At 66.0% G+C, this 25,663-nt stretch carries 26 protein-coding genes and 1 tRNA gene; 13 read left to right on the forward strand and 14 right to left on the reverse strand.

All coding sequences use genetic code 11. The features are described from left to right. Window positions 1–42: 42 nt before the first annotated feature. Entirely contained in the window at window positions 43–1,410 is a 1,368-nt protein-coding gene (locus tag AC1D34_RS11750; RefSeq protein ID WP_476824283.1) for a class II 3-deoxy-7-phosphoheptulonate synthase, read from the reverse strand. A 355-nt stretch (window positions 1,411–1,765) separates the two neighbouring features. Here AC1D34_RS11750 and AC1D34_RS11755 point away from each other — a divergent pair, with 355 nt between their 5' ends. After that, window positions 1,766–2,797, forward strand: coding sequence for an alpha/beta hydrolase (locus tag AC1D34_RS11755; RefSeq protein ID WP_476824284.1), 1,032 nt, complete (start codon window positions 1,766–1,768; stop codon window positions 2,795–2,797). A 36-nt stretch (window positions 2,798–2,833) separates the two neighbouring features. On the opposite strand, the gene gor is transcribed toward AC1D34_RS11755, so the two are convergent. Both gor and AC1D34_RS11765 read right to left on the reverse strand, forming a co-directional pair. Further along, complete coding sequence (gene gor / locus AC1D34_RS11760) at window positions 2,834–4,198, reverse strand: glutathione-disulfide reductase (RefSeq protein WP_476824285.1); 1,365 nt, start codon at window positions 4,196–4,198, stop codon at window positions 2,834–2,836. Beyond that, on the reverse strand, window positions 4,191–5,429 hold the full coding sequence (locus AC1D34_RS11765) for an O-antigen ligase family protein (protein ID WP_476824286.1): 1,239 nt from the start codon (window positions 5,427–5,429) through the stop codon (window positions 4,191–4,193). The genes gor and AC1D34_RS11765 overlap by 8 nt, the downstream gene beginning before the upstream one ends. A 182-nt stretch (window positions 5,430–5,611) precedes the next feature. Between AC1D34_RS11765 and AC1D34_RS11770 the strand changes: the two genes are divergently transcribed. The 3 genes from AC1D34_RS11770 (at window position 5,612) to AC1D34_RS11780 (ending at window position 8,715) form a co-directional block, all read left to right on the forward strand. Beyond that, window positions 5,612–6,577 (forward strand): Bug family tripartite tricarboxylate transporter substrate binding protein, encoded by a 966-nt coding sequence (locus tag AC1D34_RS11770; protein ID WP_441480839.1) that lies wholly within the window; start codon window positions 5,612–5,614, stop codon window positions 6,575–6,577. Between the two features lie 149 nt (window positions 6,578–6,726). Then, on the forward strand, window positions 6,727–7,203 hold the full coding sequence (locus AC1D34_RS11775; RefSeq protein WP_113512879.1) for a tripartite tricarboxylate transporter TctB family protein: 477 nt from the start codon (window positions 6,727–6,729) through the stop codon (window positions 7,201–7,203). A gap of 12 nt (window positions 7,204–7,215) precedes the next feature. Continuing rightward, window positions 7,216–8,715: a tripartite tricarboxylate transporter permease gene (locus tag AC1D34_RS11780; RefSeq protein ID WP_476824287.1), complete on the forward strand. Its 1,500-nt coding sequence runs from the start codon at window positions 7,216–7,218 to the stop codon at window positions 8,713–8,715. Window positions 8,716–8,980: 265 nt separating this feature from the next. On the opposite strand, the gene AC1D34_RS11785 is transcribed toward AC1D34_RS11780, so the two are convergent. The 4 genes from AC1D34_RS11785 to AC1D34_RS11800 form a co-directional block, all read right to left on the reverse strand. After that, entirely contained in the window at window positions 8,981–9,505 is a 525-nt protein-coding gene (locus AC1D34_RS11785; RefSeq protein ID WP_441489223.1) for a DUF2059 domain-containing protein, read from the reverse strand. 185 nt (window positions 9,506–9,690) lie between these two features. Then, on the reverse strand, window positions 9,691–10,392 hold the full coding sequence (gene rpiA / locus AC1D34_RS11790) for a ribose-5-phosphate isomerase RpiA (RefSeq protein ID WP_441489222.1): 702 nt from the start codon (window positions 10,390–10,392) through the stop codon (window positions 9,691–9,693). A gap of 17 nt (window positions 10,393–10,409) precedes the next feature. Then, window positions 10,410–11,861, reverse strand: coding sequence for an NAD-dependent succinate-semialdehyde dehydrogenase (locus AC1D34_RS11795; RefSeq protein ID WP_476824288.1), 1,452 nt, complete (start codon window positions 11,859–11,861; stop codon window positions 10,410–10,412). A gap of 108 nt (window positions 11,862–11,969) precedes the next feature. After that, window positions 11,970–12,374, reverse strand: coding sequence for a hypothetical protein (locus AC1D34_RS11800; RefSeq protein WP_476824289.1), 405 nt, complete (start codon window positions 12,372–12,374; stop codon window positions 11,970–11,972). Between the two features lie 131 nt (window positions 12,375–12,505). On the opposite strand from AC1D34_RS11800, the gene gph reads away from it, so the two are divergent. Further along, entirely contained in the window at window positions 12,506–13,207 is a 702-nt protein-coding gene (gph, locus tag AC1D34_RS11805) for a phosphoglycolate phosphatase (RefSeq protein ID WP_441489219.1), read from the forward strand. Between the two features lie 165 nt (window positions 13,208–13,372). On the opposite strand, the gene AC1D34_RS11810 is transcribed toward gph, so the two are convergent. Next, a tRNA-Val gene (locus tag AC1D34_RS11810) sits at window positions 13,373–13,447 on the reverse strand. A 351-nt stretch (window positions 13,448–13,798) separates the two neighbouring features. Here AC1D34_RS11810 and AC1D34_RS11815 point away from each other — a divergent pair. Continuing rightward, window positions 13,799–14,104 carry a hypothetical protein gene (locus AC1D34_RS11815; RefSeq protein WP_113514830.1) on the forward strand — a complete coding sequence of 102 codons (306 nt, stop codon included), beginning with the start codon at window positions 13,799–13,801 and terminating at the stop codon, window positions 14,102–14,104. An 84-nt stretch (window positions 14,105–14,188) separates the two neighbouring features. On the opposite strand, the gene AC1D34_RS11820 is transcribed toward AC1D34_RS11815, so the two are convergent. The 3 genes from AC1D34_RS11820 to AC1D34_RS11830 form a co-directional block, all read right to left on the reverse strand. After that, entirely contained in the window at window positions 14,189–14,635 is a 447-nt protein-coding gene (locus tag AC1D34_RS11820) for a hypothetical protein (protein ID WP_476824290.1), read from the reverse strand. An 88-nt stretch (window positions 14,636–14,723) separates the two neighbouring features. Then, window positions 14,724–14,933 carry a hypothetical protein gene (locus tag AC1D34_RS11825; RefSeq protein ID WP_476824291.1) on the reverse strand — a complete coding sequence of 70 codons (210 nt, stop codon included), beginning with the start codon at window positions 14,931–14,933 and terminating at the stop codon, window positions 14,724–14,726. Window positions 14,934–15,037: 104 nt separating this feature from the next. Further along, window positions 15,038–15,238: a hypothetical protein gene (locus AC1D34_RS11830; RefSeq protein WP_441489215.1), complete on the reverse strand. Its 201-nt coding sequence runs from the start codon at window positions 15,236–15,238 to the stop codon at window positions 15,038–15,040. Window positions 15,239–15,354: 116 nt separating this feature from the next. Between AC1D34_RS11830 and AC1D34_RS11835 the strand changes: the two genes are divergently transcribed. Both AC1D34_RS11835 and AC1D34_RS11840 read left to right on the forward strand, forming a co-directional pair. Next, window positions 15,355–16,350, forward strand: coding sequence for a lytic transglycosylase domain-containing protein (locus AC1D34_RS11835; RefSeq protein ID WP_441506568.1), 996 nt, complete (start codon window positions 15,355–15,357; stop codon window positions 16,348–16,350). 172 nt (window positions 16,351–16,522) lie between these two features. Then, window positions 16,523–17,104, forward strand: coding sequence for a L,D-transpeptidase (locus tag AC1D34_RS11840; RefSeq protein ID WP_113514822.1), 582 nt, complete (start codon window positions 16,523–16,525; stop codon window positions 17,102–17,104). A 94-nt stretch (window positions 17,105–17,198) separates the two neighbouring features. Here the strand turns inward: AC1D34_RS11840 and AC1D34_RS11845 are convergent, their stop codons facing one another. Continuing rightward, a complete protein-coding gene (locus tag AC1D34_RS11845; RefSeq protein ID WP_441489213.1) occupies window positions 17,199–17,567 on the reverse strand; it encodes a gamma-butyrobetaine hydroxylase family protein in 369 nt (122 codons plus the stop codon). Between the two features lie 174 nt (window positions 17,568–17,741). On the opposite strand from AC1D34_RS11845, the gene moaA reads away from it, so the two are divergent. After that, window positions 17,742–18,743 carry a GTP 3',8-cyclase MoaA gene (gene moaA / locus AC1D34_RS11850; protein WP_476824296.1) on the forward strand — a complete coding sequence of 334 codons (1,002 nt, stop codon included), beginning with the start codon at window positions 17,742–17,744 and terminating at the stop codon, window positions 18,741–18,743. A 190-nt stretch (window positions 18,744–18,933) separates the two neighbouring features. Here the strand turns inward: moaA and AC1D34_RS11855 are convergent, their stop codons facing one another. Next, window positions 18,934–19,467 carry a GrpB family protein gene (locus tag AC1D34_RS11855; protein WP_441506569.1) on the reverse strand — a complete coding sequence of 178 codons (534 nt, stop codon included), beginning with the start codon at window positions 19,465–19,467 and terminating at the stop codon, window positions 18,934–18,936. Window positions 19,468–19,594: 127 nt separating this feature from the next. Beyond that, the gene (locus AC1D34_RS11860) at window positions 19,595–21,367 is read right to left on the reverse strand and encodes a methyl-accepting chemotaxis protein (RefSeq protein WP_476824292.1); all 1,773 of its coding nucleotides are present in this window, start codon (window positions 21,365–21,367) and stop codon (window positions 19,595–19,597) included. A gap of 212 nt (window positions 21,368–21,579) precedes the next feature. On the opposite strand from AC1D34_RS11860, the gene solA reads away from it, so the two are divergent. The 4 genes from solA (at window position 21,580) to AC1D34_RS11880 (ending at window position 25,593) form a co-directional block, all read left to right on the forward strand. Continuing rightward, window positions 21,580–22,722 (forward strand): N-methyl-L-tryptophan oxidase, encoded by a 1,143-nt coding sequence (gene solA / locus AC1D34_RS11865; RefSeq protein WP_476824293.1) that lies wholly within the window; start codon window positions 21,580–21,582, stop codon window positions 22,720–22,722. Window positions 22,723–22,785: 63 nt separating this feature from the next. Beyond that, a complete protein-coding gene (locus AC1D34_RS11870) occupies window positions 22,786–23,688 on the forward strand; it encodes a DMT family transporter (RefSeq protein WP_441489209.1) in 903 nt (300 codons plus the stop codon). Then, complete coding sequence (locus AC1D34_RS11875) at window positions 23,685–24,875, forward strand: multidrug effflux MFS transporter (protein ID WP_476824294.1); 1,191 nt, start codon at window positions 23,685–23,687, stop codon at window positions 24,873–24,875. The genes AC1D34_RS11870 and AC1D34_RS11875 overlap by 4 nt, the downstream gene beginning before the upstream one ends. 118 nt (window positions 24,876–24,993) lie before the next feature. After that, the gene (locus AC1D34_RS11880) at window positions 24,994–25,593 is read left to right on the forward strand and encodes a TRAP transporter small permease subunit (RefSeq protein WP_441489207.1); all 600 of its coding nucleotides are present in this window, start codon (window positions 24,994–24,996) and stop codon (window positions 25,591–25,593) included. The last annotated feature ends 70 nt before the right edge of the window (window positions 25,594–25,663 follow it).

Consider the following 25,663-nt stretch of genomic DNA (forward strand, 5'->3'; position numbering starts at 1 on the left):
CTCACGCCGCGGCTTTCTTGTTTCTGCCAGGGTGACGCCTGCTTATTCCGCCGCCTCGGCCTCGGGCCGGGCCCGGCCCGAGCGTGCAACCAGGAACGCCATCTCCAGCGCCTGCTCCGCATTGAGGCGCGGGTCGCAGAAGGTGTGGTACCGGTCGTTCAGGTCGGCGTCGGTCATGCCGCGTGCACCACCCGTGCATTCCGTCACGTTCTTGCCGGTCATTTCCAGATGCAGGCCGCCGGCATAGGTGCCTTCGGCCTGGTGCACGGCGAAGAAGTTCTTCACCTCGCTCAGGATCAGGTCGAAAGGCCGCGTCTTGTAGCCGCTCGCAGCCTTCACCGTGTTGCCGTGCATCGGATCACAGGACCAGACGACATTGCGCCCTTCCCGCTTGGTGGCGCGTACCAGGGCCGGCAGATGGTCGAAGACCTTGTCGGCGCCGAAGCGTGCGATCAGCGTCAGGCGTCCGGCCTGGTTCTGCGGATCGAGCGTGTCGATCAGCCTCATCAGGTTGTCCGGGGTCAGGGACGGGCCGCATTTCAGGCCGATCGGATTGCGGATGCCACGGAAGAACTCGACATGGGCATGGTCGAGCTGGCGGGTGCGGTCACCAATCCAGACCATATGGCCGGAGGTGTCGTACCAGTCGCCGGAGGTGGAATCGACGCGGGTCATCGCCTGCTCGTAGCCGAGCAGCAACGCCTCGTGGCTGGTGTAAAAATCCGTGCTCCGCATCTCGGGATGCGTCTCAGGATCGATGCCGATGGCGCGCATGAAATCGAGCGCCTCGGTGATGCGCCCCGCCACCTCCTGGTAGCGGCCCGATTGCGGACTGTCCTTGACGAAGCCGAGCATCCAGCGATGCGCATTGTCGAGATTGGCATAACCGCCGGTCGCGAAGGCGCGGATCAGGTTCAGCGTCGCCGCCGACTGGCGATAGGCCTCGAGCTGACGGCGCGGATCTGGAATCCGGGATTCCGCCGTGAACTCGTTGTCGTTGATGATATCGCCCTTGTAGCTCGGCAGCTCGACGCCACCGATCGTCTCGGTCGGGGTCGAGCGCGGCTTGGCGAACTGGCCAGCGACGCGGCCGACCTTCACCACCGGCGAGCCGCCGGCAAAGGTCAGGACGACCGCCATCTGCAGGAACAGGCGGAAGAAGTCGCGGATATTATCGGCCGAATGCTCGGCGAAGCTCTCGGCGCAGTCGCCGCCCTGGAGGAGGAAGGCCTCACCGGCGGCAACCTTGCTCAACGCCCGTTTGAGCTTGCGCGCCTCGCCTGCAAAAACGAGCGGCGGAAAGCCGGCGAGCTGCTGCTCAACCGCCTTCAAGGCTGCCTGGTCCGGATATTCCGGCATCTGCTGGACGGGCTTTGCCCTCCAGCTCTCGGGCGTCCACCGCTCGGACATCTCACTTGCTCCTGATGATAACATCTCACGCCCACCCCTCCCCACGGAAAGGCAGTGTGATCCCGGCGCTATACACCCGCACCGCAGCAAAGACCATAAAGCCGTTGACGGTTACGTATGCGCGAGCTGGGCGTCGCAGGGCGGAGCTGTTCCGGCGACCAGGACCGGGCCGCGTGAACGAGAGCGCCCAAGAGCACGGCAAGGGCATGCCGCTTCGTTCGCCTCTGCGTGTCGGCCGAGGAGTTCATCCCGTCGGCGATGCAAGCCGCCGGCTGCCGGGCATCGTTGTATTCGCCTCGACAGCTCCCTAACGTCACCTGCCAATCACAAGAACATCGGCAGGGAGAAACAAGGCATGGTCATTCGCGCGTTCGCGGTTGCTGCTTTCATGGTTGCCGCAGCATGGGCTGCACGGGCCGAGGAGCCCCTCGCGCTTCGCGGCATGGGCTCGTTCCATGTCGGCGGCAAGTTGGTCGAGATCTCGGGCCGTCCCGTGAAGGAGGTCACCTTCACCCCTGGCGGGGTACCGGCCAAGGTCGACCCCAACGGCACTTACCAGACCGGCCAGATGTATGTGCAGTATTTCCTGCCGCAGAACGAGCGCGGTGCAGCGCCGCTGCTGTTCTGGCATGGCGGTGGCATGACGGGCGTGAACTGGGAAAGCACGCCGGATGGACGGCAAGGCTGGCTCGAGTACTTCCTGCGCAAGGGCTGGGCCGTCTATAATTCCGATGCCGTCGAGCGCGGCCGGGCCGGCTGGGCCATGTATCCCGACGTCATTCCCGGCGAGCCGGTCTTCCTGACCACCGCGAACCCGTTCGAGCGTTTCCGTATCGGCGCTGGCGCCAATGCCTATGATAAGGACCCGGCCAAGCGGACATTCCTGGCCGGCAGCCAGTTCCCGCCCGATGGCTACGACAATTTCGTCAAGCAGATCGTGCCGCGCTGGACGTCGACGGACCAGATGATCATCGACGCCTATCTGGCCGAAGTCGACAAGGTCTGCCCCTGTGTGATCGTGTTCCACAGCCAGGCCGGCCAGTTCGGCTTCAAGGTTGCCCAGGCCCGGCCCGACAAGATCAAGGCCCTGATCGCGGTGGAACCGGCAGGCCTCGGAGACCCCGCCAAGGCCGATGTTTTGAAGAACATCCCCGTCCTGATGATCTATGGCGATTACATCGAACAGGATGCGCGCTGGCCGACGATCCGCAAGAACGGCACCGAGTTCGGCGACAAGATCAGGGCGGCGGGCGGCTCAGTCGATGTCGTCAACCTCCCCAGCATCGGCATCAAGGGCAATTCCCATATGCTGATGATGGACAAGAACAATCTCGAGGTGGCGCAGGTCGTCCAGGATTGGCTCGTCCGGAAGGGATTGACCAAGTGATGCAAGGGGGCGCCCCAAGGGGCGCCGCCTTGCTGCTCAGTGGCGCGCCGTCCGCATCGTCACGAGTTCCTCGGCCGCGCTCGGATGCAGCGCGATGGTGCGGTCGAAATCGGCCTTGGTCGCTCCCATGGTGACGGCAATCGCCACCGCCTGGATGATCTCGCCCGCGTCATGGCCGATGATGTGGACACCCAGCATCCGGTCCGTTTTCGCGTCGACCACGAGCTTCATGTAGATGCGCTCGTGGCGGCCCGAGATCGTCGCCTTCATCGGCCGGAAACCGGCCTCGAAGACGCGCAGTTCGTAACCAGCGGCGATCGCCTGCTGCTCGGTCAGGCCGACCGTTCCGATCTCCGGCGTGGTGAACACTGCCGAGGCCACCACGTGATGGTCCATCGCCCAGGGTTTTCCGCCGAAGGTCGAGTCCGCGAAGGCGTGTCCCTCGCGAATGGCGACGGGCGTGAGATTGATGCGATTGGTGACATCGCCGACCGCGTGGATCGACGGCACGGTCGAGGCCGAATTCGCATCGACCATGACCTGACCGATGGGCCCGAGCTTGACGCCGGCGGTCTCCAGGCCGAGCCCCACCGTATTGGGACGACGGCCGGTCGCCACGAGAACCACGTCCGCATCGATCGGCTCGCCCGTGGCGCAATGGGCGCGGCGCGTACCATCGGCCAATTGTTCGATCCGGTCGATGGTGCAGCCCAGCCGCAACGTGATGCCCGCATGGACCAGCGCATCGCGGAGACGCACGCGCAGATCCTCCTCGAAGCCGCGAAGGACATTGTCGCCGCGGTGCAGCACCGTCACCTCGACGCCGAGGCGGCGGAACACGCTGGCGAATTCGAGCGCGATATAACCGCCGCCCACCACCAGCATGCGCCGCGGCAGGCTCGGAAGATGAAAGATCTCGTTCGAGCTGATGCCGAGTTCGCCGCCAGGGATCGGCGGATCGAAGGCGGGGTAGCCTCCCGTCGCGACCAGGATGTGCCGGGCCCGGACGGTCTCGCCGGATTTCAGCAGGCGCAGCGTGTTCGGCCCTTCGACCACAGCGCGCTCTTCGCGGATCGCGACCTTGGCGCCTTCAAGCCCCTTGCGGTAAAGGCCGGAGAGCCGGGTCACTTCGTTGGCAACGGCATCCCGCAAGGTCGGCCAGTCGAAGCTCGGCTTGTCGAGCGTCCAGCCGAAGCCGGCAGCATCCTCAAACTCGTCTGCAAAGCGGCTGGCATAGACGAAGAGCTTCTTCGGGACACAGCCGCGAATGACGCAGGTGCCGCCGATGCGGTCTTCCTCGGCGATCATGACGCGCGCCCCGTGCCCGGCCGAGATCCGCGCCGCGCGCGTACCGCCGGAACCAGCGCCGATCACGAAAAGGTCGACATCGAAATCAGCCATGCTCTGCTCCTCGGCCGACATCTCGGCCCGACTCGAACCAAAGGGCGGCGGCAGCCAGGGCCGCGATCCACCAGCCCTGCCAGGCGCCATGTCCCACCGATGCCATGACGAAGGCCGCCGCAAAAAGTGCAAGCCGCGGGGCGCGTTCGCGCGCGGACAAGGCGCCAAGCCTCCGGAAGAACAACAGCCCAGCAACCAGCAGCAATGCCGCGCCGACGATGCCGGTCTCCGTCCAGAGCTGAATCGGCGCGCTATGCGGGTGTCCAACCGCCAGGAGCAAGCGACGTGGCGGCGAGACCTGTTCTGCGACCGGGTGCGTCTGGAGGGCCGAGGAGGAGCCGAAGCCAGAGCCGATGAACGGGCGGGCCGCGATCGCCTCCCCGAAGCTGAGCCAGATGTCGACGCGGTCACGCGAATGGGATTCGGCCGTCTGCTCATAGAGCGCGGGCGGCAGAAGCCGGTCGACCAAATGTCCGATCACCGGCGCCAGCACCAGCGTCGCCGCGAAGCCAAGTGCCGTCGCGGCCAGTGTCAGGCGTGGAAGCGGGCGGGCCAGCAGCCAGGCAAGGACGAGAATGCCCAATCCCAGTTTCGCAGTGCCGCTATCGGAATAGAGAATGATGCCCGCAACCGCTGCGGCTGCGGCCCCCGCCAGCAGGCGATCGGCGACGCGTTTCGAACCGCCGCGCCAGAGCAAGTGCACAGCCGGAGCCAGGAGCACGAGGCAGGCGATGACCGGCCGGTTGAATATAAAGCTCATCTGTTTGCCGCCCAGGCCCAGCGTAATGCGCTGAGCGAGGCCACTCTGCAGCTCCAGGAAGATCAGGCCCGAGGCCAGTATCAGGGAAATGGCCAGGGCCCGCACCAGTGCCTGCTTCGGCCTGAACCAGGCACTCGCCGCGATCACCAGGGCAAAACCAAGTGGCAGCAGCAACTCCGCCCAGGCAGCGAAGCCGGATGCGGGCCGATGCGTCCACAGCAGCGAGACCAGGGCCCATGCAAGGAAGGCCGTCAGTGCGAGGCCGATCGGGCTTCGCAAGCCTGCAAGGATGCGCCGCAACAGGGGGCCGACATCGCGGCCCGCCGCGGCAACGGCGGCGGCAGCGAATACCGCTGCCGACAGGAGGATGCCGCCCAGCGCTGCGAGTCTAAGGGCCAGGCGCGACGGGGAAGGGTCGGTGATCACAGCGCGATCGACATCCCGCGAGTTGAAGTTCAAGCTCATGGTCATGCGATTACGCGATCGCACCAAGCCCGCCTAGCGTGAATTCCGCCGGCTCGCGTGCGTTGATGCGCAAAAGACCTTGACTTGAGATTATGCAATCAGGCGCAATTGACCGGCGGAGCGTCAAAGTGTCACTCGCGGAGCGCGGACACCAAAACAGTGCGGGAATCCGCAAGCGGAGGAACAACATGCTCAAATCCATTCTGTCGCGCGGGGCCGTGACGGCTCTGGCGCTCGCTGGCCTGACGACTGCCGCATTTGCGCAGCTCGAACTCAAGATCATGGCTCCGGCCGCGCCGGGTGGTGGCTGGGACGGAACCGCCCGCTCGATGCAGCAGGCGCTGACCGCGTCCGGCATCGCCAAGAGCGTGCAGGTCAACAACGTCAACGGCGCGGGCGGCACGATCGGCCTTGCGCAGTTCGTGAACGGCGCCAAGGGCGACGGCTCGCAGCTGATGGTCAACGGCTTCGTCATGGTCGGCGCCATCCTCCTGAACAAGTCGCCGGTCAATCTCAGCCAGGTGACGCCGATCGCCCGCCTGACCGCCGAGGCTCAGGTCATCGTCGTTCCCGCGGATTCGCCGATCAAGACCGCCAAGGACCTCGCTGACCGCGTCAAGGCCGACCCGGCCAAGGTGACCTGGGCTGGCGGCTCGGCCGGCGGCGTCGACCACATCATGGCTGCCCTCTTCGCCGGCGCTGTCGGCGGCGATGCCACGAAGATCAACTACATCCCCTTCTCCGGCGGTGGCGAGGCCCTGGCCGCGCTGCTCGGCGGGCGCGTCACGGCCGGCATCTCGGGCTATGGCGAGTTCGAGGGTCAGATCAAGGCTGGCAAGCTGCGCGTCGTCGGCGTGAGCTCCGGCACCCGGCTCCCCAACGCCCCCGATGCTCCGACCCTGAAGGAGGGCGGCGTCAATCTCGAGGTGCTAAACTGGCGTTCGGTCGTCGCCCCTCCCGGCATCACCGCCGAGCAGCGCAAGGTGCTGGCCGATGCCATGGAGAAGATGGCCAAGTCGAAGGAATGGGCCGAGATCCTCAAGGCTCGCGGCTGGGATGACGCCTATCTCGGCGGCGCCGAGTTCGAAGCCTTCCTGAAGGCCGAAGATGCCCGCGTCGGCAAGGTCCTCCGTGACGTCGGCCTTGTGAAGTAACGCCACAGGCGACTGACGAACATAGGCATGGGCGGGCGGTGCCATCACCGCCCGCCCATTCTCTCCTGCCAGTTATCTCTGGCAGTCGCCGCTTTGCCATCAGCTGGGCGCACCGGTTCTGGTCCGCGTCAAACCAGGTAAGGAACGACATGGCCTCCACCTCCTCGGCCAAGGGCGCCGACATCCCCGCCCTCGTCGTCGCAGCTCTGCTGCTGATCGCGGCGGCTCTCGTCGCCTATGACGCGAAATCGCAGACGATCGTCTCGACCTATGGCGTCGGCCCGACGGCGATGCCCTACGTGGTCAGCGCCGTCCTTGGCGTGCTGGGCCTGTGCCATCTCGTCGTCGCGTTCCGGGAGGGACTGCCCAAGCCCGAGGCGGTCGACAGCACCGCGGTGCTCTGGCTGACGGGCGGATTGATCGGCCTGATCGCCTGCATCGGGCTCGGCGGCGGCTTCATCATTGCGACGGCCATCGTCTTCTCCGCGACCGCGCGCTCCTTCGGCCGTCAGGCACTGGCCGTCGATTTCGGCATCGGCCTCGTGCTCGGGCTTGCCATCTTCCTGATGTTCTCCAAGCTGCTGCAGCTGACGCTGCCGTCCGGTCCGCTTGAAAAGCTGTTCTGAGGAGCCGGGACAATGGACACATTCAACGCACTGATGCACGGCTTCGCCGTCGCGATCGAGCCGTCGAAACTGCTCTTCGCGCTGGTCGGCGTCTTCCTCGGCACCGCAGTCGGCGTCCTGCCGGGCATCGGCCCGGCGCTGACGGTGGCACTGCTCCTGCCGGTGACCTTCAAGCTCGATCCCGCCGGCTCGCTGATCATGTTCGCCGGCATCTATTACGGCGGCATGTATGGCGGTTCGACCACTGCGATCCTGATCAACGCGCCAGGAGAGAGTGCCTCGCTCGCAACCGCGCTCGAAGGTTCCAAGATGGCCAAGGCCGGCCGCGGCGGCCCGGCACTGGCAACCTCCGCGATCGGCTCCTTCGTCGCCGGCACCATCGCGACGCTGGGCCTCGCCTTCCTCGCGCCGTGGCTGGTGGAGGTCGCGGTCAAGTTCGGGCCGTGGGACTATTTCGCGCTGATGATCCTCGCCTTCGTCACGGTATCGGCGACCTTCGGCGATTCACCTCTGCGCGGGATCACCAGCCTCGCCATCGGCGTCACGCTCGGCCTGATCGGCATCGACCGCCTGACCGRACAGGCGCGCCTGACCTTCGGCGTGCCGGAACTGCTCGACGGCGTCGAGGTGACGACGCTGGCCGTCGGCCTGTTTGCGGTCGGCGAGGCGCTCTATGTCGCCTCCAAGCGCTTCCGGGACCCGGAGGAGATCGTCCCGATCAAGGGCTCGCTCTGGATGACCAAGGAGGACTGGAAGCGCTCGTGGGCGCCATGGCTGCGCGGGACCGCCTTCGGCTTCCCGATCGGCGCGCTGCCCGCTGGCGGCGCAGAGGTGCCGACCTTCCTGTCCTATTCGACCGAGAAGAAGCTCTGCAAATATCCCGGCGAGTTCGGCAAGGGCGCGATTGAAGGCGTCGCCGGCCCGGAAGCCGCCAACAATGCCTCGGCGGCGGGCACGCTGGTGCCGCTGCTGACGCTCGGCCTGCCGACCTCGGCGACGGCCGCGATCATGCTGGCTGGCTTCCAGCAATACGGGCTCAACCCTGGCCCGCTGCTCTTCGCCGAGCGCCCCGATCTCGTCTGGGGCCTGATCGCATCGCTCTTCATCGCCAACACGATGCTGGTGATCATCAACCTGCCGCTGATCGGGCTCTGGGTCAGGCTTCTGGCGATCCCCCAGCCCTGGCTCTATGCCGGCATCCTGGTCTTCGCGGCGATGGGCACGCTCGCGGTCAAGGCCTCGGTGGTCGAACTCTCGATGCTCTTCGTCTTCGGCTTCCTCGGCTTTCTGATGCGCCGCTACGACTATCCGGTCGCTCCGATGGTGGTCGGGCTCATCCTCGGCCCGATGGCGGAGGCGCAGTTGCGCCGCGCGCTCCAGATCAGCMTCGGCGACCCGATGATCCTGCTCGAGAACCCTGGCTCCGCGATCCTGCTCGGCCTGGCCTTCATCGGGCTCGTCGCGCCCTTCGTGATGAGCGGGCTGAACAGGTTCAAGGCTTCCGAAGACTAAGATATCGGCCCGKAAGCGGATTGCAGTTTTCGGGCCGATGCAATCACTGAAGCTCAGACATCGGACCGGATGCGACTATCCAGCCCGATGGTCTGAGCGACCCGCCCTGGTCATATGTCCCGCCGGGGCGCCTCAGTTGCTGCCCGTGCAAGGGATGATCGAGCCGGATGCGGGCCGCGCGGTGAACCGCCCCCCGTCTCGAAAACCAAAAAGGCCGCCGGTTCATCACCGGCGGCCTTCTCTTTGGACGGCTTGTGTCGGCTGCTCAGAGCTGGTGGCCGCGCTTGCGCATTTCCTGGCTGAACCGATCGAACAGGAAGTTGCTGGTCTGCAGGGTCCAGGGCTGCAGCACGACGAAGATCTCGTCGATCGCCTGCGGACGGAAGGCGTTGTAGCGCTGCCCGACCGGCGACTTGAAGAAGGCGGCGACCTCCTTGAGGTCGGACTCGGTCATCTTCTTCGCGAAGATCTCGCCTGCCGCGGTGATCATCTCCGCGATCTTCTGATCGGATTCCGGCTTCAGCGTATCGATCACCTCATTCAGATCCTTCTGGATCTCGGGACGGGTGGTGCCGACGATCTGGCGGACGCGATCGCGGAACTCGCCGTAAATCGACTCGAAGGACTGTGCGATGCCCGAGGAGATCACGACATCGCGGCCAGCCTGGAGCTGCGAAGCCGTCACCGTGGAGGCCGGAGCCGGGGTCGCAGCCGGAGCCTGGGCCTGCGCAGGCACGGCGAATACAAGCGCCAGACCGACGGCCACGCCGGCGAGGTGGTGACGGAACATTGCGTTGGGCCCCTTCATTATCAGGCTGACTCACACAGCCCGGGCATGACCCTCGCCCGCCCTTCGGCAAGCGAGCCGGTCCACCCGGCGGTTTCGGTATCGCCGCGATCGGCGTGGTGACGTATCCGTCCGGTTCCGGGCGGCGTGGTGCGCGTCTCCTTAGCGCGGATTGCGCCGGAATGGAATCATTCGATCGTGCCGAGAATCTTCAGGCCCGAGCTGCTGGCGAGGATGGCGCAGGAGGCAATGCCGAGGAAGAGCCCGTGCTCGACCACGCCCGGAACGGCGTTCAAGGCGGCGGCGAGCGCCTCGGGCTGTTCGATGCGCCCGAGATGCGCATCAAGGATGAAATGGCCGCCATCGGTGACCAGCGTCGAGCCATCCGGGCGCAGCCGCAGCTTGATCTCGCCTGCCGCCCCCGATGCCGCGATCGCGGAGGCCACGGCGCGACGCGTCGCCTCAAGCCCGAAAGGCACGACCTCGATCGGCAGCGGGAAACGCCCGAGGGTCTCGACCAGCTTGGTGTCATCGGCGATGACGACCATGCGCTTCGAGGCCACCGCGACGATCTTCTCGCGCAGATGGGCTGCTCCGCCACCCTTGATCAGGCGAAGCTGCGGATCGACCTCGTCTGCGCCATCGACCGTCAGGTCGAGCTCCGGCGTCTGATCGAGCGTCGACATCGGGATGGCCAGCGCCATGGCCTGGGCCTGCGTCGCTTCGGACGTCGCGACGCAGAGCACATCCAGCCCCGCCGCAACGCGAGCGCCGAGCAGGTCGACGAAATGCTTCGCCGTCGAGCCCGTGCCGAGGCCGAGCCTCATGCCTGGGCGAACCAGTTCGAGCGCGCGCGCTGCCGCCTGCTTCTTGAGGTCGTCGGGACTCATCAGCTTGTCCTGACCTGTCACGCGCCCAGCCCGCCGAGGAGCATGTACTTGATCTCGACGAACTCATCCATGCCGTGGAGGGAGCCCTCGCGGCCGAGGCCGGATTCCTTGACCCCGCCGAAGGGCGCGACCTCGGTGCCGAGGATGGCGGAGTTGATGCCGACCATGCCGTATTCGAGCTCCTCGGCGACGCGGAAGGCGCGACCGAGATCCCGGGTGTAGAAATAGGCGGCGAGCCCGAAGGGCGTGTCATTGGCCATGCCCACGACCTCGTCCTCGCTGGTGAAGCGATAGACCGGAGCGAGCGGGCCAAAGGTTTCCTCGCGCGTCACCAGCATCTTCGTGGTGACGCCGGCAAGCACGGTTGGCTCGAAGAAGGTGCGACCGAGCGCATGGCGCTTGCCGCCGACCACGACCTTCGCCCCATTGGCGACGGCATCGGCGACATGACGCTCGACCTTCTCGACCGCGCGCTCATTGATCAGCGGCCCCTGCACGACACCGATTTCGGCACCGTTGCCGACCTTCATCTTTGCGACCTCGCCGGCGAATTTCGCGACGAAATCGTCATGGATGCCGTCCTGCACGAAGAGCCGGTTGGTGCAGACGCAGGTCTGACCCATGTTGCGGTACTTGGCGATGATCGCGCCCTGCACGGCAGCGTCGAGATCGGCATCGTCAAAGACGATGAAGGGCGCATTGCCGCCGAGCTCGAGGCCAACCTTCTTCACCGTCGAGGCGGCCTGCTGCATCAGGAGCTTGCCGACCGGCGTCGAGCCGGTGAAGCCGATGAAGCGCACGGCCGGGTGGGAGGTCATCACGCCGCCGATGGCCTGCGCATCGCCGGTGACGAGATTGATGACGCCCTTGGGGAAACCGGCCCGCTCGGCCAGCTCGACCAGAGCCAGCGCCGTCATCGGCGTATCCGGCGCCGGCTTGACCACGAAGGTACAGCCGGCGGCGAGGCCGGGAGCGCATTTGCGCGTGATCATCGCGGCCGGGAAATTCCAGGGCGTGATCGCGGCGCAGACGCCGACCGGCTGCTTCTGGACGATGATGCGCGAATTCGGGAAGGGCGAGGGAATCGTCTCGCCATAGATGCGCTTGGCCTCTTCGGCGTAGAACTCGACGAAGGAGGCGGCATAGGCGACCTCGCCGCGCGCTTCGCTCAGCGGCTTGCCCTGCTCGGCGGTCATGATCTGCGCCAGGTCCTCCTGGTTCGCCATGATCAGGTCGAACCATTTGCGCAGGATCACCGAGCGCTCCTTGGCGCTCTTCTTCGCCCAGGGCTTGAAGGCGCGCGAGGCGGCTTCGACCGCAGCGGTGGTCTCATCGGCGCCGAAGCGCGGCACCTTGGCCAGCAGCTCGCCGGTCGCGGGATTGTCGACCGCATCGACGCCCGCGCCGATCCAGGCGCCGTCGACATAGCACTGCGATTTCAGGAGCGACGGATCATTCAGCTTCAGCATGGCGGGCCTCGACGCGATTGCGGACATGCCCGGGCCTCTAGCACGAGCGATCGCGTCGCGCCGATTCAAAATGCCGCATGCTGCAGGTGCTCGAAGCGCAGGACGGGGCTATTTCGTCTGCGGCGTACAGACCACCTTGTCGTCGAAGACGTAGCAGATGCTCATCTCGCCAGTGCGAACATTGACGCGAAAGATGCCGCCTTCGCGCTCGTGGCGCGACGGCATCAGCAGGTAGTCGCTCGGCGCCTGCGGGCCGGCCCCCTCCCCCGCCGGGAAGCAGACAGTGACGCCGACGCCGCCTTCCTTGAGCTGGAACTGGCAGGCGCCGACCTCGCCGGTGGCACGATCGACCCTGTAGACACGGTTGAGATCCGTCTGCGGCGCAGGCGCAAACTCGAAGGGCGCGGCCTGAGCGGAGACGTGCGGCACGATGCAGGTGCCGAGCGCCAGCAGCGCCCCGAGCACCGACCGGCGGAAGCCGGCGTTTCCAAGATATTCAGACACCACTGCCATCCTTCACGCGAATCAAGGCAAAGATAGCATTGTTGCTGCCTGCCAAGATGACGATCCGGCCCGGCTCGCTTGCCAAACCGGACCAGACCGCCTTTAGAGGCCCAAAGCACCTGCGCACCGGAACCCCGCCCATGAGCTTGCTCCCCATCGTCGTCTTCGATCTCGACGGCACCCTCGCCGAGACCGCGCCCGATATCATGCGCACGCTCAATGTCATTCTCGAGCAGGAAAAGCTGTCGCCCCTGCCGCTGGAACGCGCGCGCGAACTCGTCGGCGCCGGCGCCCGCGCCCTGATCGAACGTGGTTTCCGCGTCTCCGGACGGCCGCTCGACGAAGAGACGCTGGAGCGGCTGTTCCAAGATTTCCTGCGAATCTACGCCGAGGACGTCGCCTCGAACAGCTATCTCTATGACGGCGTCGTTGCTGCCATGCATGCCCTGGCGGAGGACGGATATGCGCTCGCCGTCTGCACCAACAAGCCGATCCTGCACACGCGCCTGATCCTCGAGCATTTCGGCATCAGCGGGCATTTTGCGGCTGTGGCCGGGCGCGACAGCTTCGCCTTCCACAAGCCCGACCCCCGCCACCTGACGCTGACGATCGAAGCCGCCGGCGGTGACCCCAGGCGCGCGGTGATGATCGGCGATTCACGCACGGATATCACCACCGCGCGTGCCGCCGGTATCCCCTCGATCTGCGTTCCCTTCGGCTATACCGATGTCCCGATCGAGGAGCTGGAGCCCGATCTCGTGATCCAGCATTTCGACGAGTTGCACGGCGCCGTGCGGCAGATACTGGAGCCGGCGCCCGCGCTTTGCGCATCGGCGAAATAGCGATCGGCGGGGCTTTGATCGGCTCCGCTGCTGACCGATCAGGTCGGGTGACGCGGCCCGTCGTTGAGGCAAGCCGCGCGATATCTGCGTCACAACTGGATAGCCATGCTGATGCACGCAAAGCGCGCTCTGCACAGATCTCGATAGCGATATGAAGAGGAAAAATGGTGGGCGGCACAGGGATCGAACCTGTGACCCCTCCCGTGTGAAGGGAGTGCTCTACCGCTGAGCTAGCCGCCCGGACCGGCGCTTCTCCTAGTCGCGGACACATGCGCCGTCAAGGCGCAGTTCCGCCAAGCCCGCACGCAGCCGGGGAAATCTCAGCACCGCCCCAGCCGCAGTGCTGTAGGAGGCCCTCCCCGCGCCCATCAGGCGGCAACTCCGCACAACGCGACATTGCGGCGAATCCCGACAGCTTCCTCCGCTGGCACGGACCGCCAGGCCGCAGAGCACGCACGTCACCTGCCGCTCACGCCGCGCATATCCGTTGCCCAGGGGGAAAGCGCGCCTTTGGCTCTGGAGGGAACAGAGCGGGTCACGTTCCGTTCATCCGCAGCGAGCTATTCACGCCTCGAATCGGAGGACCCATCGATGCTGCTCAGAAAACTGATCCTCACGTCGGCAGTGGTCTCGGCGCTGATCCCGGCGGCAGCGGCGCACGCACAGTATTATGACCCCTATGACCGCCCGCCGCCGCGCTACGGCTATGATCGGGGCTGGGACTACGACCGGCCACCGCCGCCGCGCTACGGCTATGAGCGCCCCTATCGCCAGCCGCGCTATGGCGACATGTGCGTCACCTCCCGCGGCTCCTGCGAAGCGCCGCCATCGCCAAGAGGCGCCCCTTGCCGCTGTTATTTCGACGGTTTCGGCCCCAAGCGCGGCGCCATTCAGTAGAAATCTCGGCGAGATCGCGAGCAAGCCCTGGCTCGCGATCTCGTCAGGTCCGATTGTGTCAGAGCGCGGGCCTTCGGCCCCGGATCACTTGAAACCGATCAGGATGCCGTCTGCCCCAAGCGCAAGCTGCAGACCCTGGCGGCGCGTGTTCAGCTTCATCGTGACGCCATTGCTGTTGCGGAACCAGACGCTGCCCTTGCCCTGCGCTCCCAGCGCCCAACTCTCGCGCAACTGGACATAAGCCCCCGTGAAATCCTGCAAGCGGTGAAGGCCGTAGACCGTCCCCGACGCCGTCATCCGTGAGGCGCCGAAGCCCACACCGCCGACCGTGATGCCGTAGGAACGGCCGCCGAACTTCAGCGTTCCGCCGCCGACCTCGCCGGAGCCGATGAAGGCAACCTGGACCTGCTGGATGCGGACCGAGCCTGTCGACGGACCGAGCGTCCGCTGCTGGGCTGCGGCGGGGGCGGCGCCCGAGGCGATGGCAAGGAAAACTGCGGCAAGGACAGGCAGAGGAGACCCGATCGGCATTGAGCGAACTCCTTCGCTGGACTGGTTTGCTCAGACTGGCGGAGTGTGTCCACGATGCCGGATCGTGTCCATTGCGCCGGCTTCGCGGTCAGGGGGAATCCCCTGCAGGGGCGCGCTGGAACATGGTCCCGATATCCCGCACCGCGTCGGCATAGCGGATGACATTTCGCTGGTTTTCGAAGGAGAGCGACCGGTAAAGCCTGACGAGCGCTTGCTCCTCAGCGGAAACCTGCATCAGACGACCGCCCTCGCGCGCCTTTGCGGCACCATCCACCGGCCCCTTGCACGGCTCGGACACAGGAATTCCCTATGGCGGTTGCAGATGAAGCAACTACGCGCGAACACCCGATTGGTTTCAGCCTCGCCCCGGCACGGCAGCAGGCGCGTCCCTCGAACACCTGATCATGCCCGATCGCGGGGCCGACGGTTCCGGCGCCAGATAGCCAATGTCGGCCAGAAGGCCGCGAGCGCCACGAAGACCGTCAGCAGGAGAAGCGCAACCACCATCTGAACAAAGTCGAAATTGGGAGCGCTGGGAGCAACGAACCAAGCGGCGACGATCCCGGCCAAGGCCAGCAATGCCTGAATGATCCAGTTGAACATCGTTAGGCCCTTCCGCAGACTTGTCCGGTCAAACACAGGTTCCGGACCCGAGACGGATTGTGACCGAGACGGGCGGGATGTGTCGAGCAATCAGTGCGCCCATGCGATACAGAGCCATGCCGATCCGCCCAACCCCTCGAACTGTGATCGCAGACGCCTTTGAGGCCGCGGCTGACATCCTGCCGCGCCTGTTGCGGCGGCTCGGCGGGGCGGCAACGGCCTGTCCGCGGCGGCGTCACCGCCATCTGGTCCCAGTGACATGCCTCGCAGGCGCGCTGCTCGCGTGTCCGGCCTTGGCAGCGCCGGAGGAGCCAGCCTCCTCCGGAATCGACCAGGCCCTCTGTCGGCTGATCGACGAAGCGGCGCGGGGCCAGGGGGTTCCGGCCGCCTTCCTCACCCGGCTGATCTTTCAGGAATCGAGCTTTCGCCCGGGCGTCACCAGCCCGGCGGGAGCCCAGGGCGTGGCGCAGTTCATGCCGGGCACGGCGCGCGAGCGCGGCCTGCTCGACCCGTTCGACCCGGAGCAGGCCGTGCCGAAGGCTGCCCATTTCCTGGCGGAGTTGCGCCAGCGCTTCGGCAATTGGGGACTTGCCGCCGCCGCCTATAACGGCGGCCCGAACCGGGTCGCATCCTGGCTGGCCGGTCGCGGCGGCCTGCCATTCGAGACTGAGAATTATGTGCTCTCGATCACTGGCGTCGCCGCCGAGACCTGGGCCGAGGATGCGCGCGCGGCCGTGAACGGCGACGGGCGCGACCGCCCTGCCCGGCGCGCAACGCGAGACGAAACCTCGTTCTGCGCAACGACGGTCGTGGCGATCCGCGCCGGCAGCAAGCCGCTCGAGCTGCGGGAGGCGCCCTTCGCGCCATGGGGCGTGCAATTGGCCGGAAACTTCTCGAAGGCCCGGGCGCTGGCGTCGTTCCAGCGGGCGAGCGAGAAGCATCGGACGATCATTGCCGAGCTGCAACCGATGATCATCGGCACACGGCTGCGCAGCCGCGGGACGCGGGCCTTCTATCGGGTGCGGCTGCCGGCCGCCACACGGACCGAGGCAACCGCGCTGTGCCGTCGCATCCAGGCGCAGAACGGGGCCTGCGTCGTGCTCAAGAGCTGAGCGGCCAAGTTTATGTTGCAGGTGCGCAACGCGGCGGTCGAAAGCCCGTGCCTCGCGTCGATGTGATGCCACAATGATTGCACGCCAAACGTGAGTCTGACAGGAGATTGAGGAGATGTTGACTTTTTCCGGTCAACTTCATGTCCGCGCGAATCCACGCCCTGAGGTCCCGATGAACCGCTCTTTCCGAATGGCCATGTTCGCAGGCTTGGGCCTGATGGCTGCCGCGTCGACTGCCAATGCCTATGAGATCGATCCGCTGACGCGCCAGCCATTGATGCAGAACCCTGAGGCCGCCAAGGCGCAGGCTACCGCCATTCCCCGCGAGATCGTGTCCTATGACACCCGGCAGCGGCCCGGCACCATTGTGATCAACACGACCGAGCGCCGACTCTATTTCGTGCTGCCCGAAGGCAAGGCCGTGCGCTATGGCGTCGGCGTCGGCCGCCCCGGCTTCGACTGGTCCGGCTCGCAGGCCATCACGCGCAAGGCGGAGTGGCCGACCTGGACCCCGCCGTCGCAGATGCTGAAGCGGCGCCCCGACCTGCCGCGCTTCATGCCCGGTGGCCCGGAGAACCCGATGGGCGCCCGCGCCATGTATCTCGGCTCGACCCTGTATCGCATCCATGGCTCGAACGAGCCGGAGACGATCGGCCAGGCCGTGTCGTCGGGCTGCATCCGCATGCTGAACGATGATGTGATCGACCTTTACGAGCGCACCAAGGTCGGCACCCGGGTCGTCGTCGCCCGCTGAGCGACCCGCTTCCCTGGATAAGGAAGGCCGGCCTCGTGCCGGCCTTTTTGTTGTTCGAGCCGGGCGGTCCTGACCGCGCCGGTTCGGAAGCCGGTCACCTCCGTCTGACAGGCTCCCGCGACAGCCCCTTGGCGGCGAGAGCGTCGAGATAGGCCTGCGTCTTCTCCTGCGCATGCTCGCCGAGCTCGCGCAGATAGTCCCAGGCAAAGATGCCGGTATCGTGCATGTCGTCGAAGGAGAGCTTGACGGCGTAGTGGCCGACGGGGTCGACGCCGATGATCTCGACCTCGGCCTTGCCCGGCACCGTCTTCTTCTGGCTCGGGTCATGGCCCTGGACTTCGGCGGACGGGCTTTCCACCCGCAGCAGCTCGGCCGCCAGCGCGAAGCTCGCGCCGTCCTCGAAGGCAATGTGGAGGGTGCGCCGATCCTTGGAGAGGCGGATTTCGGTGGGCCAGGCTGACATCTTCGTTTTTCACCAAGGGGATGTGACGATCGCAGCTATTGACGCCACGCACGCCAGTGCCAATGTCTGAACATGATATAGCTATGCGGCTGCCACCACGCACGTGCGAGCAGCGGATGGTGGAAACGCTGTAGAGACGAAACCAGAGTGCTGATCGACTCCCACAAGCCCGTGATGCGCCCGCCGCTGATCGATCCGTTCGGCCGGGAGATCAGCTATCTGCGCATCTCCGTGACGGATCGCTGCGATTTCCGCTGCGTCTACTGCATGTCCGAGGACATGACGTTCCTGCCCAAGCGCGATCTGCTGACGCTGGAAGAGGTCGACCGGGTTGCGACCGCCTTCGTGGCGCGCGGCACCCGCAAACTGCGCATCACCGGCGGCGAGCCGCTGGTCCGGCGCGACATCATGAACCTGTTCCGCTCGCTCTCGCGGCATTTGACCAGCGGCGCGCTGGATGAGTTGACCCTGACGACCAACGGCTCGCAGCTGGAGCGCTATGCGAGCGAGCTCGCAGCCTGCGGCGTGCGGCGCATCAATGTCTCGCTCGACACGCTCGATCCGGACAAATTCCGCGCGATCACGCGCTGGGGCGATCTCGGCAAAGTGCAGCGCGGTATCGAGGCTGCGCGCGAGGCCGGGCTCAGGGTCAAGATCAATGCGGTGGCCCTGAAGGGCGTCAACGAGGATGAGATCGAGGGCCTGATGCAATGGGCCCATGGACTCGGCATGGACCTCACCTTGATCGAGGTGATGCCGCTCGGCGAGATCGAGCCCGGACGCATCGACCAGTTCCTGCCGCTCTCGATCGTCCGCGCGAGGCTGATGGACCGCTATACGCTCGACGAGGATCCCTATCGTACCGGCGGCCCGGCGCGCTATGTCCGAGTTCGCGAGACCGGCGGGCTGCTCGGCTTCATCACGCCGATGACCCATAATTTCTGCGAAAGCTGCAACCGGGTGCGCCTGACCTGCACCGGCACTCTCTACATGTGCCTTGGCCAGGAGGACGCCGCCGATCTGCGCGCCGCCGTGCGCGCCTCCGGCGACGATGCCCTGCTCTACCGTGCCATGGACGAGGCGATCTCGCGCAAGCCGAAGGGCCATGACTTCGTCATCGACCGAAGGCATGCCCGCCCTGCCGTCAGGCGCCATATGAGCGTGACGGGGGGCTGACGGTCGGCGCGCGCAGCCGAATGTGCCAGACTTGTCTCCAGCGGCAATAACCTGCGCCCCTGTCGCCCAAGCGGGCAACTCCCGACGATCCGGAAGCGCGACCTGCGGCCTGCGGTTATCCACGGGGACGGCCTGTCATCCCCGCCGGCTGGCTCAGGTCGGGGCCGGCCGGTCTCAAAGACGTCGCAGCTCAGTGGCTTTGATACCACGCGAGAGCATCTGCCTCCGCCTGTCTGATCCACGCATCCTTGCAGTCGCCATAAGCGTGGGAGTCGTCGGGGTGCCGGCTCCGGCAGTCCGCCTTTACGCGATCATAGGCGGCTGCGATGTCGGGACGGGCCCGGAGATAATCGCGGAACGCCAGGTGTCGCGTGATCTCCGGGGAGCCTTCGGGATAGCAATGGAGCTGGACGAGCCTGCGCCCCGTCTCCGTATCGGCTTTCGTAAGGTAGCGCCGGCCGGCCAAGCCAAGCTCTCCCCACCATTCGTATCCGAGCGTTTCCAGCTCGCCTTGCCGGGCATCGAGCGCAGCCAGGCTCCCGACCACTGGCAGAAGGTCCAGGATCGGCTTGGCGTGAATGGCCGGGATCGCTGTCGAACCGACGTGATGAACGATGAGCAGGCATGGCCCGATCGCCTCCGCAAGACGTTGCGCCTCGCGCCCGGCGAGATCGGACCAATGGGGATCATGGGGGTGCAGTTCGACTGTGATGGGCGGCGGCATGCCAGTGCTCTTCCATTCAGGGCAGAGCTCTTTCTACGATGCCGCTGCCCGGCGCAAGGACGAGCACGTTGAGGGAACCGGTCACTCTCCAGGTGGCTGCGGCCCGTCACGCAGGCGCCCCGGCCTCCTACATCCGATAGGCCATCCGCACACCGCCCCAATGCCGGCCATTCACGCGGAGCGGCGCGTCGACCTCGCGCATGAGCTGGGTGACATCGCCCATGTCGCGCCGGTAGGACTGGACGAGGAAGGGGCGCACGGAGCGGGCCGACATGATGCCGGCGCGATCGTGGAACATGCGGCGGTTGCGGCTATGCGGCGCGTTCCAGGCAGGATCGCCCTTGCGCTGCGGATGGGCGAACTCGGGGTGGTGCACCGGAATATAGCCGTTGCGATCGATCGGCAGGGCGAAGACCAGCCGCGGATCGCTGGCCAGTTCCTCGGCGAGCGCCGGCGGCAACAGCGCCTCAAGGGCCGGCAAGGCGCTGTTGGTGTATTGCTGCGGCTCGGTCTCCGGCACGGGCAGATAGTTGACGTCAAAGAGCTGGGCCTCGGACAGTTTCCCATCCCGCAGTGCCTGCTCGAAGAGCGTGCCCAGGCGAACCGCGAAGAGCTGCGCGCGCTCGATCAGCGGCCGATAGGATTCTTCGATCTCGTCGAGCAGACGGCGCAGGGGCTCATGCTCCCTGACGGTCGCTTCGCCGAAGGCGACATGCAGGCCGAGCTGGCTCGACGCCATCAGACGGCAGGCCAAAGGCGGCAGGCCAGCGATGGTGATCGTCCCGCCCGTGCCTGGGCGGATGCCGGGATCGGACTGGGCGAGCAGCAGCGTTCCACCCAAGCCGAGGTCGATCGTCTGCGCGTTGAAGGTCGTGGCGCCGAAGTGTCCCTCGACCGGATACTCCGCAGGGAACCTGTCATGCTGGCGGCGGTCGGCGAAGACGGTGTGCCGCAGCAATGGCACGAAGCGCCCCATCAGTCCTTCGGCCTGGCGCGCGCCATCCGACATGGCGGCGCGCGCCTCGGCGCTGCGGGCCGCTGCGCCCAAGGCCATTTCGTCGATCTCACCGACCTGCCGGGAAACCGTATCGATGAAGCGGGCCGTCTCGTCGGCGCTGCGCGACAGTTCCGAGGCCGCTGCTGCCTGCTCGAGCGAGGCGCTGCCGATCGCCGCGATCACCGGATTGACGTCCCGCACCATTTGCAGCGCATCATTGACGATCGCGGCCGAGCCCTGGGCCGTCTGGGTCAGCCGATCGACACGGTTGCGGATATGGTCGACCGCGTCGCGCACCTCGATGGAAAGCGCCTTCACTTCCTGGGCAACCACGCCGAAGCCGCGGCCGGCCTCGCCGGCGCGCGCCGCTTCGATGGTCGCATTCAAGGCAAGCAGATTGGTCTGGCGCGCGATCTCGGCAATGGAATCGACGATGCTGCGGATCTCGACCGTGGCGGAGGCGAGGCCTGTCATCATGTGCGTCGCCTCGCCGGCACGCATGGCCGCCGCCTCCAGCATGTCGCGCGCGCCATTCATCGAGCTGCCGACCTGCTCGGCCGCGTCGGAGACCTGCTGGGTGGCGGTCGCGAGCGCGCTCGAATTCATGCTGGCCGTCTCGGCCGCCTGCCTCAGATCGCCGGTACGCCTGTGAATGCCGATCGAACCACCCTCGGCCTGGCTCGACGTATGCTCTGCCTCATAGAGGCGCCCGGTGAGGCGTCGCAGGGCGGCAACGACATCCTGCTCGAGCGCATTGACGGCTTCGCGGATCGAGGCATCGTCGAGCGGATCGGGAAGTTCGATCGCTCCTGCCGGCGACGTCGGCTCCGCAGTGGCGACAGGCCCGGCTGCAACGGCACGGTCTTGGGTGCCCAACCAGCGCCGGACCCTTTCGCGAAACATCAGCCAATCCCGGACAGCGCAAAGTCGAACCTTTATGGTCGGGCAATGTTAACAAAGCTTCTCCCGAAGCCACGACTTGCCCAAACGAGAGGCCGAAAGCGCGCAGGGCCATGCGCCGGAAGCGGGATTCGCCGTCCCGGACCGGCATGGACCCAATGCGAGGCTGCAGCTAAAGCTCTGATCATCCGCATCGCCCTCCCCCAGGCCAGCCCATGACCAGTCATAGCTACGATGTGATCGTTGCCGGTGTCGGTGCCATGGGCTCCGCCGCCTGCTGGCATCTCGCGCGGCGCGGACTGAAGGTCCTTGGCCTCGAGCGCTTCGACCTCGGCCATGCGATGGGCTCGTCACATGGCATGACGCGGATCATCCGCCTCGCCTATTTCGAAGGCTCGCATTACGTGCCGATCGTCCGGCGCGCGCATCAGCTCTGGTCCGAGACCGGCGCGGAAGCGGGCATGCAGTTGCTGCACGTCACCGGTTCGCTCGATCTCGCACCCGAAGGCGCCGGGCCGGTCGAGTCCTCGCTGCGCTCCTGCCTCGACCACGGGTTGACGCATGAGGTGCTCTCGGGCCCGGAGATCGCGCGCCGTTTCCCTGGCTTTCAGCTGCCGGCGGGACATGTCGGTCTCTGGCAGCCCGATGGCGGGTTCGTCGCCTCCGAGAAGGCGATCTATGCCCATGTCGGCCTCGCCCAATCGCGTGGCGCCGAGATCCGGACCAATGAGCCGCTGCTCGACTGGGCGCCGACCGCGCAAGGCGGCGTGGTCGTGCGCACCGACCGCGGCACCTATTCCGCTAGCCGGCTGGTGATCACCTCCGGCGGCTGGATCGCCGACGCGGTCCCGGCATTGGCCGCGAATGTCTCGACGGTGCGGCAGGCCATCGGCTGGTTCACGACGCGACGGCCGGAGCTGTATCGTCCGGGAGCCTTCCCGGTCTTCATCCTCAGTGTCGAGGAAGGCACCTTCTACGGCTTTCCGCTCTACGAGCATCCTGGCTTCAAGCTCGGCGGCCCGCATTTCGGGCGCGAGCCGATGGATCCGCGCGAGCCGGACCGCACTCCGAGCCCGCGCCAGGTGGCGCTGATCCGCGATTGCCTCGCCCGCTACCTGCCCGATGCCGCCGGAGAACCGCTCAGCCTGAAAGGCTGCGTCTACACTGTGACGCCGGACGAGGATTTCGTGATCGACGCCGTGCCGGGCGTCCCGCAGGCCGTGTTCGCATCCGCCTGTTCCGGCCATGGCTACAAATTCGCCAGCGCCATCGGCGAAATCCTCGCCGACCTCTCCACCACCGGCCAATCCGCTTTCGATCTCAAACCCTTCTCGCTCAGCCGCTTTCCGGAAGCGTGAGCCGCCGAGAGCCCGGCGCAGAACTTCTGCGCGACGGCCTCCCGACGCCACCAGGACCTTGCCTTGGCCAGTTCAGCCGAAAACCGTCGCGGAATCATCGCCATGCTGCTGGCGATGTTTCTCTTCACCTGCAACGACGCGCTCATGAAGCTGGCACGTGAAGTCTACCCCGTCGGGCAGGCAATCTCGCTGCGGGCCGTCTTTGCGGTGACGACGGCCCTCGCCATGATCTGGATGATGGGCGAAGGCCGCAAGCTCGGCGAAATGTTCAGGCCGCTGGTCCTGCTCCGCGGGATGATAGAGGCCGCAATCGCCCTGATCTTCATCTGGTCGGTGGCCAAGCTCCCACTCGGGAACATCACCGCCATCCTGATGGCCTCCCCGCTCATCATCCTCGTCCTCGCGGTGGCGCTCGGCATCGAGAAGGTCGGCTGGCGCCGGACGGTTGCCGTCGCGGTCGGCTTCATCGGCGTGCTGGTCGTGATCCGGCCGACGCCCGAGCATATGAACATCGCCGCGATTGCGGCCCTCGTCAGCGCGATATTGGCCGCGGCTCGCGATCTGGTTACCCGCAGGATCGGCAACCACGTCCCTTCGACGGTGATTTCGTTCACGGCGACGATCATCGTCGGCCTCTCCGCCTTCGCACTCGGCTTCTTCGAGACCTGGGTGCCGATCCGCCGGATCGAGACCGTCTATGTCGGCGGCGCGGCCGTGCTGGTTTCGCTTGGCAGCTTCTGCATCGTCAACGCCTTCCGGAACACCGATGTCGGGGTCGTCACCGGCTACCGCTATTCCGGCGTCGCCTTCGCGGTGCTGATCGGGTACCTGCTCTGGGGTGAGGTTCCCGACGCCTGGGCCGTGACCGGCATCGCGCTGATCGCCGGCAGCGGCCTCTACACCCTGCATCGCCAGCGCGTCGTCCCCAGTGCCAAGCTCAAGATCGAGGGTGGCCCTGCGTCATGAGCGGCCGGCCTGTCGCAGCGAAGCCCGCCCTGCTCGTTCTGGTCGCGATTTCGACCCTGCAGCCGATCGCTCTCAACCTTCTCGCCCCTGCGACACCGGCCGTGGCGCGCCATTTCGGCACGAACTACGCGACGATCCAGCTGACGCTGACGCTCTATCTCGTCTCGGTCGCGCTGATCCAGTTGCTGATCGGCCCCCTCTCCGACCGCTTCGGGCGGCGGCCCTGCGTCAATGCCGGGATCATCGTCTTCATTCTCGGCTCGATCCTCGGAGCATTGGCCCCCACCACGGAAGTCCTGCTGGCGGCGCGCGTGCTGGAGGGCGCTGGTGCCGGTACGACTTTCGCGCTGGCCCGGGCCATCATCCGCGATAGCGCCCATCGCGACGAGGCGGCGAGCCAGATCGCCAGCGTCACCATGGTCATGGTGGTGGCGCCGATGATCGCACCCTATCTCGGCGGCCATATCGAAACCTGGTTCGGCTGGCGGATGATCTTCTGGGCGATGACCGCAGCCGGCGCGCTCGTTCTCCTGCTGACGGCGGCCCGATTGCCGGAAACCGCTCCGAATGTCGGCATCAGGACATCGCTGCTCGGCGTGTTCCGCTCTTTCCCGCACCTGGCGCTCGACCGGGAGTTCATCGTCAACGTCATCGCGCTTTCGATGACATCGGCCGCGTTCTTCGCCTTCGTCGCCGGAGCCCCCTTCATCGTCGTCGAGACGATGGGCCGGGGCTCGGATGTCTATGGYGCCTATTTCATCCTGAGCGCGTTCGGCTACATGGTCGGGAACTTCGCGATGTCGCGGCTCGCGGTCAGGCGCGGGGCCGCTCCCCTGGTGCGGATTGGCCTGATCATCTCTGTCGTGATGATGAGCATCGCGATGGTGTTCGCGATGAGCGATTACTGGACGCCGCTGACCCTCTTCCTGCCGCTGGCGATCAGCTCGGTCGGCAATGGCTTGACGATTCCCGGTGCGGCAGCTGCAGCGCTGTCCGCCAAACCCGAGCTTGCCGGCTCCGCAGCCGGGCTGATGGGAGCCATCCAGCTGGGGGTCGGTGCGTTGGCCACAATCGTGATCAGCTGGCTTGTCATACTTTGGCCGCAGTCCCTGATCGCCACGATGTGGCTGATGATGGCGATCGGGCTATTTTCCTTGCGTTTCAGCGGCTTCCGGCKACACGGCTGATCCCCAACCCGTCGCCCTGCGTAATCTTGTGCTGCCCCAGACCTTCGTATAACCAGCGCATAACCAGCGCGACATGGCCCTCATGCGCCGCGTGCATTCATAATCTGGGAGAGCGGGTGTGCAGGGACTTCTCAAGGTCAGCCGCATCATCGACGCGATCAACGGTCAGATCGGCAAGAAAGTTGCCTGGCTGATCCTGCTGGCCGTCATCGTCGCGACGGTAAACGCGATCGTGCGCAAGATCTTCAACATGTCGTCGAATGCCTGGCTCGAGCTGCAATGGATGCTGTTCGGCGCCGTCTTCCTGATGTGCGCCTCCTGGACGCTGCAGGTGAAGGAGCATATCCGCATCGACATCCTGAACAGCCAGCTGCCGAAGCGCGTTCAGCAATGGATCGACCTTCTCGGTCATCTTCTGTTCCTGCTGCCGTTCTGCGCGCTGATGATCTACCATTCCTGGCCGTTCTTCTGGCGCTCCTACGCGGTCAACGAACAGTCGCTCTCGGCCGGCGGCCTGCCCCAGTGGCCCGCCAAGGGGCTCCTGATCGTTGGCTTCTTCATGCTGTTCTGTCAGGGCATTTCGGAAGTCATCAAGCAGATCGCGATCATGCGCGGTCTCCTGGAGGACGAAGAGACGTTGCGTGGCCATGCGGCCGCTGCGGAAGCGGAAGCGCAACGCCTGCTGGATCAAGCCAAGGCCCAGGGCCTGGCTTCGTGAGCAACCCAGAAGAACTCCGGAAACCGCCGATGACCGCCTCCCGCTTCGCGCGCGCAGCCGGGCTTTTGCT

This window comes from Allobosea sp. P1_A7 (assembly GCF_056406775.1).